11 protein-coding genes are annotated in these 12,726 nt (G+C 70.5%); 7 read left to right on the top strand and 4 right to left on the bottom strand.

Annotation, left to right across the window (positions count from 1 at the left end):
- Nucleotides 1-2: 2 nt before the first annotated feature.
- From KAK03_RS02620 to KAK03_RS02605, 4 genes are all read right to left on the bottom strand, one after another.
- Nucleotides 3-806, bottom strand: coding sequence for a cyclase family protein (locus KAK03_RS02620; RefSeq protein ID WP_210851608.1), 804 nt, complete (start codon nt 804-806; stop codon nt 3-5).
- 17 nt (nt 807-823) lie between these two features.
- Nucleotides 824-1,954, bottom strand: coding sequence for an FAD-dependent oxidoreductase (locus KAK03_RS02615; RefSeq protein WP_210851607.1), 1,131 nt, complete (start codon nt 1,952-1,954; stop codon nt 824-826).
- A gap of 67 nt (nt 1,955-2,021) precedes the next feature.
- Entirely contained in the window at nt 2,022-2,972 is a 951-nt protein-coding gene (locus KAK03_RS02610; protein ID WP_210851606.1) for a VOC family protein, read from the bottom strand.
- A 17-nt stretch (nt 2,973-2,989) separates the two neighbouring features.
- On the bottom strand, nt 2,990-4,156 hold the full coding sequence (locus KAK03_RS02605; RefSeq protein WP_210851605.1) for an alpha/beta hydrolase family protein: 1,167 nt from the start codon (nt 4,154-4,156) through the stop codon (nt 2,990-2,992).
- 102 nt (nt 4,157-4,258) lie between these two features.
- Here KAK03_RS02605 and KAK03_RS02600 point away from each other — a divergent pair, with 102 nt between their 5' ends.
- The 7 genes from KAK03_RS02600 (at nt 4,259) to nirD (ending at nt 12,715) form a co-directional block, all read left to right on the top strand.
- Nucleotides 4,259-5,188, top strand: coding sequence for a LysR family transcriptional regulator (locus KAK03_RS02600; RefSeq protein WP_210851604.1), 930 nt, complete (start codon nt 4,259-4,261; stop codon nt 5,186-5,188).
- 40 nt (nt 5,189-5,228) lie between these two features.
- Nucleotides 5,229-6,500, top strand: coding sequence for a nitrate regulatory protein (locus KAK03_RS02595; RefSeq protein WP_210851603.1), 1,272 nt, complete (start codon nt 5,229-5,231; stop codon nt 6,498-6,500).
- Between the two features lie 311 nt (nt 6,501-6,811).
- Nucleotides 6,812-8,059, top strand: a complete 1,248-nt coding sequence (locus KAK03_RS02590) for an ABC transporter substrate-binding protein (protein ID WP_210851602.1) — start codon at nt 6,812-6,814, stop codon at nt 8,057-8,059.
- A 19-nt stretch (nt 8,060-8,078) separates the two neighbouring features.
- Nucleotides 8,079-8,993 (top strand): nitrate ABC transporter permease, encoded by a 915-nt coding sequence (gene ntrB / locus KAK03_RS02585; RefSeq protein ID WP_210851601.1) that lies wholly within the window; start codon nt 8,079-8,081, stop codon nt 8,991-8,993.
- Nucleotides 8,990-9,793, top strand: coding sequence for an ABC transporter ATP-binding protein (locus KAK03_RS02580; protein WP_210851600.1), 804 nt, complete (start codon nt 8,990-8,992; stop codon nt 9,791-9,793). The genes ntrB and KAK03_RS02580 overlap by 4 nt, the downstream gene beginning before the upstream one ends.
- The gene (gene nirB, locus KAK03_RS02575) at nt 9,790-12,369 is read left to right on the top strand and encodes a nitrite reductase large subunit NirB (protein WP_247660869.1); all 2,580 of its coding nucleotides are present in this window, start codon (nt 9,790-9,792) and stop codon (nt 12,367-12,369) included. Before KAK03_RS02580 ends, nirB begins: the two co-directional genes overlap by 4 nt.
- Before the next feature lie 10 nt (nt 12,370-12,379).
- Entirely contained in the window at nt 12,380-12,715 is a 336-nt protein-coding gene (nirD, locus tag KAK03_RS02570) for a nitrite reductase small subunit NirD (RefSeq protein ID WP_210803567.1), read from the top strand.
- Nucleotides 12,716-12,726: the final 11 nt, after the last annotated feature.

The following is a 12,726-nucleotide window of genomic DNA, read 5'->3' as shown; positions in this document are numbered from 1 at the left end:
CGTCAGTCCTCGAAAATGGCCACGGCGCGGGTCCAGCCGGCCGACGCGCCACGGATCTTGTGCGGGAAGCAGCTGACCAGGAAACCGTGCGCAGGCAGCGCCTCCAGGTTGTGCAGCTTTTCCAGGTGGCAGTAGCCGATGTCGCGGCCGGCCTTGTGGCCTTCCCAGATCAGCGCCTTGTTGCCGGTCTCGGCCACCTTCTTTGCGGTGTACGAGAAGGGCGCGTCCCAGCTCCAGGCGTCGGTGCCGGTCAGGCGCACGCCGCGCTCGAGCAGGTACATCGTGGCCTCGTAGCCCATGCCGCAACCGGCACCCAGGTAGTCGGGGTGGCCGTAGCGCGAGCCGGCGCGGGTGTTGACCAGCACGATGTCCAGCGGCTGCAGCGTCCAGCCGATGCGCGCCAGTTCGGCCTCGACGTCGGCCGCGGTGGCCACATAGCCATCGGGGAAGTGGCGGAAGTCCAGCTTCACGCCAGGCTGGTAGCACCACTCCAGCGGCACCTGGTCGATCGTGATGCTGGGCCGCGCACCGCCGTTCTTCGCGTCCTGCGTGGAATGGAAGTGCCAGGGCGCGTCCAGGTGGGTGCCGTTGTGAGTGGTCAGCGTCACCCACTCGGCGGCAGCGGCCTCGCCCTCGGGATAGTCCTCCGGCGTGGTGCCCGGGATCATCGCCATGAACTCGGGCAGCGTGTCCTGGTGCTTCTGGTAGGTGATCTTCGGCGCCAGCGGCGGCGGGTCGGAGAGCACATCGTTCTCCAGGTAGATCGACAGATCCACCAGGCGGCGGGGGCGTTGCAGCGGTCGCATCGTCGGCGGCTCCCGTCTCAGGTCGGCTGCGCCAGCGCCATCAGCGAGGTGCGCATGATGTGGGCGTGCTCGTCCTTGTCGCCGCCCTCCATCTCGATCTGGCCCAGGCGGGCCGAGTTGTCGACCACCATGCGGCAGCGCTCATAGCGGCGGGCCTGGAAGGCGGCCAGCGACTCGGCCACGCTGGCGTGGCGCGCCAGCTCATCGGCCAGCACGATCGCATCCTCGATACCGATGCAGGCGCCCGAGGCCAGGTGCGGCGTGGTGGCGTGCACCGTGTCGCCGATCAGCACTACGCGGCCGCGGTACCAGTCGCCGCGCACCAGCATGCCCTCCAGCGGGCGAAAGACGATCTGCGACGCGGGGCTGATCTGGGCGCGCAGCGCCTGCAGCATCGGGTCGGGAAACGGGGCCAGCAGCGCGCGCAGCGTGTCGGCGAAGGTGGCCGGGTCGACATGGTCGTTGGTCGGGCGGCGCTCGGTGACGAAGAGGTAGAGCTCCTCGGCCGAGACCGGGTTGACACCGGGCTTGACCGCGCCGCCCATCCACATGGTGATGGTCTTGAGTTCGTCGGGCCGCGGCAGCACCGCGCGCCATACGGCCTGGCCACTGTAGGCGGGCCGCGGGGCGTCGGGCAGCAGGGCCTCGCGCACCTTGGAATACAGGCCGTCGCTGCCGATCACCAGGTCGTAGCGCTGGCGCTGGCCGTCGGTGAAGCTGACCTCCACGCCCTCGGCATCCTGCTCGATCGACGTGAAGGTGCAGCCCAGGCGCACGGTGGCGCCGCTGGCGCGGGTGGCGTCGGCCAGGATGCGGGCCAGCACCGGGCGCATGATCGCGCCGCCGCCGGGCACGTCGGGGCCGGCGATGCGCGGCGTGGGCAGCTCGCCGATCGGCTGACCGTGCGGCAGGCGCAGCTGCACGCCGTCGCTGGCCGCGCCCTGCTGCAGAAAGGCGTCCAGCACGCCGAGCTGGCGGAAGGCGCGCAGCGTGGCGCCGCCCAGGCTGATGCCGGCGCCGTAGTTGCGCCATTCGGGGTCGATCTCGACCAGGTCCACGTCAGCGCCGTGCTTGCGCAGTTCGATCGCGGCGGACATGCCGGAGAAGCCGCCGCCGATGATCAGGATGCGTTGGGCTGCGAGGGTCATGGGATGTCTCCTGGGGGCCGGCGAGGTGGTCCTCGCCTGGGGGTGGGTGGTGCGTACAGCGAGCGGCTCAGCGGGGACCGCCGGCCCCGGGGGGCGGGCCGCCGCCGGGGAACCACTTGTCGCGCGGCTGGAACAGGAAGGCCTGCGAGGCATCGGCGCTCAGCGGCACGCTGCGGGCGGTCCAGGCGTCGTCGTGGCGGTCCATGTCGGCGTCGTACTCGACATGGGTGGCCAGCGGGCTGTTGAAGTACCAGAACCAGTTCGAGCCCATCTTGTGGCGGCCCGGCCCCCAGAACGACTGGTAGCCCTTGGCCACCAGCCGGTAGCCCGATTGCAGCACCGCGGTGGGGCCGCTCATGTGGAAGGTGAAGTGCTCGACGCCCTTCATGAACGGCGGCGTCTGGATCAGGAACAGCGTGTGGTGGTCGTCGGTGCCCGCCGGGCGCAGGAAGGGGCCGGCGCCCTCCAGCCGATCGGTGCAGCGAAAGCCCAGGCGCTGGGTGTAGAAGGCGGCGGCGCGCGGCTCGTCGGGCACGAAGTAGACGACGTGCGACAGCGTCAGCGGCCGGTGCGGCATGTCCTCGGCCACGGCCACCACGTTCAGACCGCGCGCGGGCTGACCCGGCGTGTTGGCGGCCTCGCCGGCCACCCGCAGCGGGCGCCGCACGGTGAGCTGGAAGCCCAGCACGAAGCCCATGTCGTCCGCGGCCTCGATCGAGCCGTCGGGCAGCTGGCGCACCTCGCGGTCGCGGCCCAGCTCCTCGGCGATCGCCGCCAGCGTGGCGGCGTCCTTCACGCCGTAGACGGTCTTGCGCAGCAGGCTGGCGGTGCCCATCGGCGGTGGCAGCGCCGGGTCGTCGGCACGGGCGATGACCACGGCGGTGCCGTCCTCGGCCTCGAAGCGGCCGCCGGTCTCGGTGAGGCCGACCGGCGTCAGGCCGTAGTCGGTGAGGAACTGCGCGCAGGCGGCGACGTCGTCGACGCCGAAGACCAGCGCATCGGGTCCGATGATCTGCATGGTGGGGTCCTTGGTGCTCAGGCGCCGGTGCGGCCGCCCAGGGTCTCGGCCACCCAATCGGCGATGTAGTGGCCGGCGTTGATGCTGTTGTCGAAGCTGGCGTGCTGGCTGCCGCCCTCGCGCTCGGTGAAGACCTTCAGCTCGCGCTTCGGACTGTTCACCAGCTGTTCGTAGGTGCGCTCGGCCCACTTCAGCGGGATCTGCGAGTCGTTGGCACCGTGGGTGACCAGGAAGGGCACGCGGATCTTCTCGACCACGCCGTCGAGGTGCACGTCCTCGGCGATGCGCATGAAGTCCTCGATGTCCTTGGCGCCCCAGACCCAGCACACATGGGCCCAGTAGTGCGGCACCGGGAAGTTGCCTTCCTTCTCCAGGCGGCGCTTCTGCACGTCGCGCCAGTCGTGGTTGGCGCCCCAGGCCACGCCGCAGGCGAAGCGCGGCTCCATCGCCACCGCGCGCGGGCAGTAGTAGCCGCCCAGCGAGACGCCCTCGCAGCCGATGCGCGCGGCATCCACCTGCGGGTGCTGCTCCAGCCAGTCGACGACGCGGCTGGCCCAGTGCTCGGTATCGAAGCGCGCGGTCAGGCCGTGCAGGCGCAGCGCCTCGCCGGTGCCGGGCTGGTCCACCACCAGCGACGAGACGCCGCGCCGCGCCAGCCAGGCCGGCAGGCCGACCAGGACCTTCATCTCCTTGGTCGAGTCCAGGCCGTTGAGCTGCACCAGGATCGGTGCGCGCTCGCCGGGGCGCAGGCCCTCGGCCGGCCGGTACAGCGCCGACAGCGTCTGGCCTTCGTAGGGAATCTCGACCCGCTGCACCGGGTCGCCCAGCAGCGCCGAGCCTTTCTGGAACAGCGCCAGCTCGCGCTGGTACAGCGCCAGGCGGCCAGGGGCGTGGTGCGCCTGCAGACGCTCGGCGGTCAGCAGGTAGCTGGCGGCGCGGCGGTATTTCTCGCCGGCGCTGAAGCGGCGGCCGCGCGCCTCGTCCTCCTCGGCCAGGGCGCAGAGCTGGTCGGCCATGCGCACCCAGGTCTCGCGGAAGGCCTGCGTGCCGGCGGCATCGGGCGCCTTGGCGGCCTCCTGCAGCGGGGCGCACATGGCCTCGATCTCGCCGATGCGCGCGCCCATCTCGATCGCCAGATCGACCGACAGGTTCCAGACGTAGTTGGTGGGGAAGTACCTGAACATGGGGCGCAGTCTTGCGGCCCGGACGCGTTTGGAAAAGCGGATTCGATCCATGTCATGATTCGATGAAACCGAATCATCAAGGGTTATCCCTCGGATCCATCGATGCGATTCAACCGCCTGGACCTGAACCTGCTGGTCGCGCTGGACGCGTTGCTGACCGAGCGCAGCGTGACGCGCGCGGCCGCGCGGCTGAACCTCAGCCCCTCGGCCACCAGCGACGCGCTGGCCCGGCTGCGCGAGTACTTCGACGACGAGCTGCTGGTGCAAGTGGGTCGCAAGATGGAGCCCACGCCGCGCGCCGAGGCGCTGCAGCAGCCGGTGCGCGACGTGCTGGTGCGGGTGGACAGCACGATCGCCACCCAGCCCGATTTCGACCCCGCGCGCAGTGAGCGGGTGTTCCGCGTCTTCGCGTCGGACTACACGCAGATGGTGATCGGCCCCCAGGTGATGGCGCTGGCCGCCGGCCAGGGCGCGAGGGTGCGCATCGACTTCCTGCCGCAGATCGCCCAGCCGCACCGCAGCCTGGAGCGGGGCGAGGCCGATCTGCTGGTGCTGCCGCAGGCCCTGCTGTCGGCCGATCACCCCAGCGAGGTGCTCTACCAGGAGCGCTTCGTCTGCGCGGTCTGGCAGGACGGCGCGCTGGCCCGCGGCGCACTGACCCGCGCGCGCTACCTGGCCGCCGGCCATGTGGTGATGCATCCGCAGGACGCCGCGTCGGCCTCGTACGAGGACTGGTTCATCACCCGGCTGGGCGTGACGCGGCGCATCGTGGCCTCCAGCTACGGCTTTGCCACGGTGCCGGGGCTGCTGGTCGGCACCGACCATGTGGCGACGATGCACGAGCGCCTGGCGCGCCTGTTCCTGTCGGTGTGGCCGCTGGTGGTGCGGCCCTGCCCGATCGAGATCCCGCCGATGCAGCAGGCCGTGCAGTGGCACAAGTACCGCCGCCAAGACCAGGGCATCGCCTGGCTGCGCAGCCTGTTCACCCAGGCCGCGGCGGTGCTGCCGCCGTCGCAGCGCGAGCCCGCCTGAATCGCCGACGGCACGGATGTTGCTGCCGGCGGGTGGGTCGATGAAATCCGCCCTGTCCTTCCTGAAGGCTGCCAAGCGCAGCGAGATCGCCAGCCTGCGCCGCCTGGTGCTGACCGGCGCCCTGGTCAACGCCGTGGGTCGCCTGGTGCATGCGCTGCAGCGCGAGCGCGGCCTGAGCAACCTGTTCCTGGGTTCGCAAGGGCGCCACTGGGCCGATGAGCGCCTGGCCCAGGTGGCCGGCAGCCAGGGCCTGCAGGAGGAGGTGCTCTACGCCTTCGAGCAGCTCGACACCGACACCGGGCCCAGTGGCCACCGCGCCCGCCTGTTCGCCGCCATCGCCTACGCGATGCAAGGCCTGGCAGCGCTGGGCACGCTGCGCGAGCAGGTGCAGGCGCGCCACTGGTCGGCGCCGCGCGCCACCGAGGCCTATGTGCGGGTGATCAGCGCGCTGCTGGCGGTGGTCTTCGAGGCGGCGGACAGCGCCCTGGACCCGGACATCTCGCGCCACCTGGTGGCCTTCTTCAACTTCCTGCAGGGCAAGGAGTTCGCCGGTCAGGAGCGAGCGGCGGGCTCGGCCCTGTTCGCCGCCGGCCGCGCCGAGACCGACAGCCAGCAGCGCCTGCTGCACCTGATCGAGTCGCAAGAGCGCTGCCTGCAAGTGTTCGCCGATGTCGCGGGCCCCGGGCTGTCCACCACCTGGCAGCAGTTGCAGCGCCCCGACCACCTGCTGCCGCTGGAGCGCCTGCGGCGCGTGCTGTGCACCACGCCCGCCGACGGCCCGCTGGACACCGGCCTCAGCCAGGTCTGGTTCGACGCCTGCACCGCCCGGCTCGACGCGATGAAATCGGTCGAGGACGCGCTGGCCAGCGAGTTGCAGGCGCTGTGCGGCCAGCGCCTGCGCGCCACCGAGCAGGAGCTGGCCGAGCTCGAACGCCTGGGCGACCAGCTGCGCGCCGCCGGGCCCAGCGGGCAGGACAGCGCCTTCTTCGACGAGCCGACCGCGGCCGCCGGCCTGCCGGCCAGCCTGGCGGTCGGCCCGCCGGTGGACGGCTCGGTCCTGGCCCTGGTGCGCGACCAGGCGCGGCGCCTGCAGGCGATGGGCGACGAGCTCGACACCGTGCGCGCCAGCCTGAACGAGCGCAAGACCATCGAGCGCGCCAAGGGCCTGCTGATGGCGCACCGCCAGCTGGGCGAGGACGAGGCGCACAAGACCATGCGCCAGATGGCCATGAACCAGAGCCGCCGCCTGGTGGACGTGGCCGAGGCCGTGCTGGCCATGGCCGCGGTGCTGCCGCCCCCGCCCGGCCGTTGATGCACTGCCGCAGTGCCTGCGGGCGCTGACGCACCAGCCTCGTGCGTGGCCGATGGGCCGACCCGCGCACCACGCTCCTGAAGATTCCCCAGGAAATTCAAGGACTTGCCGCGCCACCCCGGGTGAACCCTGGGTCTGGCACGGGTTCTGCTGAGAAGCGTTCAAGGCACCGCGGCCAATGGCGGTTGTGGTGCGATGAAGTCTTCCCGGACACGGACAACGGCGTCCATTGCCGGCTTGCACCCGCAGGCCTGGCGATGGGCGCCGTTGTCGTTTTCCGACCCCGTTTCTTTTGGCCTCAGGAGTTGCCCATGACCACCCGCACCCCCGATCCGTCGCGCCGCGATGTGCTGAAGAAGGGCGCCGCCGTCGGCGCCGCCACCGTGTTCTCCAGCCTGGGCCACAGCGGCGTCTGGGCCGCCGGCTCGGACAAGCCCGAGAAGGAAGAAGTGAAGATCGGCTTCATACCGCTGACCGACTGCGCCAGCGTGGTGATGGCCAGCGTGCTGGGCTTCGACAAGAAGTACGGCGTGACCATCGTGCCCAGCAAGGAAGCCAGCTGGGCCGGCGTGCGCGACAAGCTGGTCAGCGGCGAGCTGGACATGGCCCACGTGCTCTACGGCCTGGTCTACGGCGTGCACCTGGGCACCGCCGGTCCGAAGAAGGACATGGCCGTGCTGATGAACCTGAACAACAACGGCCAGGCCTTCACGCTGTCGAAGGCGCTGGCCGACAAGGGCGCGGTCGACGGCCCGTCGCTGGCCAAGCACATCGCCGCCAACCCGCGCGAATACACCTTCGCCGGCACCTTCCCCACCGGCACCCACGCGATGTGGATGCACTACTGGCTGGCCAGCTTCGGCATCAACCCGCTCAGCGGCGCCAAGCTGATCACCGTGCCGCCGCCGCAGATGGTGGCCAACATGCGCGTGGGCAACATGGACGGCTTCTGCGTCGGCGAGCCCTGGAACCACCGCGCCATCATGGATGGCATCGGCATCACCGCCAACACCACCCAGGACCTCTGGAAGGACCACCCGGAAAAGGTGCTGGGCACCAGCGCCGACTTCGTCAAGAAGTACCCCAACACCACGCGCGCCGTGATGATGGCCGTGCTCGAGGCCAGCAAGTGGATCGACGCCGGCCTGCAGAACAAGATGAAGATGGCCGAGACGGTGGCGCAGAAGGCCTACATCAACACCGGCGTCGACGCGATCAACCAGCGCATCCTGGGCCGCTACCAGAACGGCCTGGGCAAGACCTGGGACGACCCCAACCACATGAAGTTCTTCAACGACGGGCTGGTGAACTTCCCCTTCCTGTCCGACGGCATGTGGTTCCTGACCCAGCACAAGCGCTGGGGCCTGATGAAGACCCACCCCGACTACCTGGCCGTGGCCAAGCAGGTCAACCAAGTCGATCTGTACAGGTCGGTCGCCAGCGCCATGGGCATCAGCGTGCCCAAGGACCCGATGCGCAGCAGCAAGCTGATCGACGGCAAGGTCTGGGACGGCAAGGACCCGGCCAAGTACGCCGATTCGTTCGCCATCAAGGCCTGAGGCCGAAAGGGACGCCACCATGGTCGCTGCCATCTTCCATTCGCCGATCGAGGCCGCCGCGGCCCCGGTCCCGCCGGCCGCTGCGCCGGCGCCTGCCAAGTCCGCCCCGCTGGAGAGCGCGCCCGCGCCCACGCCGCGCCGTCCCCCGCGCGACTGGCGTGGCCTGTGGATGGCGGTGCTGCCGCCGATCTTCGGCCTGGGCCTGCTGGTGCTGGTGTGGCAGGGCATTGCGTCCACCACCGGCAGCGGCATCCCCAAGCCCGCCGAGACCTGGGCGCAGGCGGTGAAGGTCTTCTCCGACCCGTTCTACAGCAACGGCCCGAACGACCAGGGCATCGGCTGGAACATCCTGTCCTCGCTCAAGCGCGTGGGGATCGGCTTCGGCCTGGCGGCGCTGGTGGGCATCCCGGCGGGCTTCGCGATCGGCCGCTCGGTGTTCCTCTCGCGCATGTTCAACCCCTTGATCAGCCTGCTGCGCCCGGTCTCGCCGCTGGCCTGGCTGCCGATCGGTCTGCTGGTCTTCAAGGGCGCCAACCCGGCCGCCATCTGGACGATCTTCATCTGCTCGATCTGGCCGATGATCATCAACACCGCGGTGGGCGTGCAGCGCGTGCCGCAGGACTACCTGAACGTCGCCCGCGTGCTCAACCTGAGCGAGTGGAAGGTCTTCACCAAGATCCTGTTCCCCGCGGTGCTGCCCTACCTGCTGACCGGCGTGCGCCTGGCGGTGGGCACGGCCTGGCTGGTGATCGTGGCCGCCGAGATGCTGACCGGCGGCGTGGGCATCGGCTTCTGGGTCTGGGACGAGTGGAACAACCTGAATGTCTCGTCGATCATCATCGCGATCTTCGTGATCGGGGGTGTCGGCCTGCTGCTGGAGGCCGCGCTGATCCGCCTGGCCTCGCTGTTCACCTACGAGGAGGTCAAGGCATGAACACCGCCAAGTACATCGAGATCCAGGGCGTCGCGCAGACCTTCAAGACCAAGCAGGGCCTGTTCCCCGCACTGCGCGACATCGACCTCCACGTCGCCCAGGGCGAGTTCGTCGCGCTGATCGGCCACTCGGGCTGCGGCAAGTCCACGCTGCTGAACCTGATCGCCGGCCTGACCGCGCCCACCGAGGGCGTGCTGCTGTGCGCCGACAAGGAGATCAAGGGCCCCGGGCCGGAGCGTGCGGTGGTGTTCCAGAACCACTCGCTGCTGCCCTGGCTGACCTGCTTCGAGAACATCCACCTGGCGGTGGAACGCGTGTTCGGCGGCCGCGAGAGCAAGGCGCAGCTGAAGGCCCGCACCGAGGCCGCGCTGGCCCTGGTGGGCCTGGGCCATGCCGCGGGCAAGCGCCCCGGCGAGATCTCGGGCGGCATGAAGCAGCGCGTGGGCATCGCCCGGGCGCTGTCGATGGAGCCGCAGGTGCTGCTGATGGACGAGCCCTTCGGCGCGCTGGATGCGCTCACCCGCGCCAAGCTGCAGGACGAGCTGCTGGAGATCGTCGCCAAGACCCGCGCCACCGTGGTGATGGTGACCCACGACGTGGACGAGGCCGTGCTGCTGTCCGACAAGATCGTGATGATGACCAACGGCCCCGCCGCCACGATCGGCGAGGTGCTGCACGTCGAGCTGCCGCGCCCGCGCAGCCGCGTGGCGCTGGCCGACGACGCGCAGTACCAGGCCTACCGCAAGGCGGTGATCGACTTCCTCTACACGCGGCAAGGCCATGTGGAGAAGGCGGCATGAGACACCCCGCCATGGCCCCGCACACCCATCTGGTCGTCGCCGGCAACGGCATGGTCGGCCACCGCTTCGTCGAGGAACTGCTGCAGCGCATCCCCGACCTGCCGGCCGCCGGTCTGCAGGTCACGGTGCTGGGCGAGGAGCCGCGCGCCGCCTACGACCGCGTGCACCTGAGCGAGTTCTTCGCCGGGCGCAGCGCCGACGATCTGTCCCTGGTCACGCCCGGCTTCTACGAGCGCCCCGGCCTGACGCTGCGCCTGGGCGCGCGGGTGGCCAGCATCGAGCGGCGCGAGCGCACGCTGCGCCTGGCCGACGGCGAGCAGCTGCACTACGACCAGCTGGTGCTGGCCACCGGCTCGGTGCCCTTCGTGCCACCGATCCCGGGCCGCGACCGCGACCATTGCCATGTCTACCGCACGATCGAGGACCTGCAGGCGATGCAGGCCTCGGGTGCGGTGTCGTCCAGCGGCGTGGTCATTGGCGGCGGCCTGCTGGGGCTGGAGTGCGCCAAGGCATTGCGTGACATGGGCCTGGGCACCCACGTGGTGGAGTTCGCGCCGCGCCTGATGGCGGTGCAGATCGACGAGGCCGGCGGCGCACTGCTGCGCCGGCGCATCGAGGGCCTGGGCGTGCAGGTGCACACCAGCCGCCAGACGCTGGAGATCACCGACGGCGCCACGGCGCGCCACCGCCTGGTGTTCGCCGACGGCACCCACCTGGAGACCGACATGCTGGTCTTCTCGGCCGGCATCCGCCCGCGCGACGAGCTGGCGCGCCAGTGCGCGCTGGCCGTGGGCCCGCGCGGCGGCGTGGTGATCGACGACCAGTGCCGCAGCAGCGACCCGGCGATCTTCGCGATCGGCGAGTGCGCCGCCTGGAACGAGCAGGTCTTCGGCCTGGTGGCCCCCGGCTACGAGATGGCGCGCGTGGTGGCCGCGCAGGTGGCCGGCGAGGCCACGGCGGCCTTCCGCGGCGCCGACCTGTCGACCAAGCTCAAGCTGATGGGCGTGGACGTGGCCAGCATCGGCGACGCCCAGGGCCGCACGCCGGGCTGCCGCAGCATCGCCTTCAGCGACGAGCCCAAGCAGCTCTACAAGCGCCTGGTGCTGAGCGCCGATGGCAAGACCCTGCTGGGCGCGGTGCTGGTGGGCGATGCCAGCGAGTACGGCACGCTGCTGCAGTACGTGCTCAATGGCCTGGCGCTGCCGGCCGCGCCCGAGCAGTTGATCCTGCCCGCCGGCGACGGCGCCCCCGTGGGCCTGGGCGTGGACGCGCTGCCCGACACGGCCCAGATCTGCTCCTGCAACAACGTCAGCAAGGGCCAGCTCTGCGGCGCCATCGCCGAGGGCGTGCACGAGCTGGGCGCGCTCAAGGCCTGCACCCGCGCCGGCACCTCCTGCGGCGGCTGCGTGCCGCTGGTGCAGCAGGTGCTGAAGGCCGAGTTGAAGCGCCAGGGCGTGGCGGTGACCAACCATGTCTGCGAGCACTTTCCGCACTCGCGCCAGGAGCTGTACCACCTGGTGCGCGTCGGTGGCATCCGCAGTTTCGGCGATCTCATCGCCAAGCACGGCCGCGGCCATGGCTGCGACATCTGCAAGCCGGCGGTGGCCAGCATCCTGGCCAGCTGCTGGAACGACTTCGTGCTGGCCCCGAAGCACCTGCCGCTGCAGGACACCAACGACCGCTTCCTGGCCAACATCCAGAAGGACGGCACCTACTCGGTGGTGCCGCGCGTGCCGGCCGGCGAGATCACGCCGCAGCAGCTGATCACGATCGGCCAGATCGCGCAGCGCCACAAGCTCTACACCAAGATCACCGGCGGCCAGCGCATCGACCTGTTCGGCGCCCAGGCCCATGAGTTGCCGCAGATCTGGCGCGAGCTGGTCGACGCCGGCTTCGAGTCGGGCCACGCCTACGGCAAGGCGCTGCGCACCGTCAAGAGCTGCGTCGGCTCCACCTGGTGCCGCTACGGCGTGCAGGACTCGGTGGGCATGGCGCTTCGGCTGGAGCACCGCTACAAGGGCCTGCGCGCGCCGCACAAGATCAAGTTCGGCGTTTCGGGCTGCACCCGCGAGTGTGCCGAGGCGCAGGGCAAGGACGTCGGCGTGATCGCCACCGAGCGCGGCTGGAACCTGTATGTGTGCGGCAACGGCGGCATGAAGCCGCGCCACGCCGAGCTGCTGGCCAGCGACCTGGACGAGGCCGGTCTGATCCGCGCGATCGACCGCTTCCTGATGTTCTACATCCGCACCGCCGACCGCCTGCAACGCACCAGCACCTGGCGCGACAACCTGGAAGGCGGCCTGGACTACCTGAAGGCGGTGGTGATGCAGGACTCGCTGGGCATTGGCGAGGAGCTGGAGGCCGCGATGGCCCAGGTCATCGGCGCCTATGCCTGCGAGTGGAAGGTGGCGCTGGAGACACCGGCCACGCTGCAGCAGCTGCGCACCTTCGTCAACAGCGAGGCGGGTGATGCCAACGTGGTGTTTGTCGAGGAACGCGGCCAGCCGCGCCCGGCCACGCCCGAGGAAAAGCGCGCGCTGCAGTCGCAGCCCGCCGCCGAAGCCACCCCCGTCTGAGGAGCCCCCGATGGACCAGCCCCACGCCGCCTGGCAGCGCATCTGCGCACTGGACGACATCCTGCCCGAGACCGGGGTCTGCGCGCTGCTGAGCGGCCGCCAGATCGCCGTCTTCCGCCTGGCCGATGACCGCCTGTTCGCGCTCGACAACCACGACCCGAAGAGCGGCGCCAACGTGCTCTCGCGCGGCATCGTCGGCGACCTGGGCGGCGAGCCGGTGGTGGCCTCGCCGGTCTACAAGCAGCACTACGCGCTGCGCAGCGGCGCCTGCCTGGAAGACGCCGGCACCACGCTGCAGACCTTCGAGGTGCAGGCCCGCGACGGCGCGGTCTGGCTGCTCGCCTGAGAGGCCGCGCG

The sequence above is a fragment of the Ideonella alba genome, assembly GCF_018069845.1.
In the GTDB taxonomy this organism is placed as follows: Bacteria; Pseudomonadota; Gammaproteobacteria; order Burkholderiales; family Burkholderiaceae_C; genus Ideonella; species Ideonella alba.
This window is presented reverse-complemented; position numbering and strand designations above follow the sequence as displayed.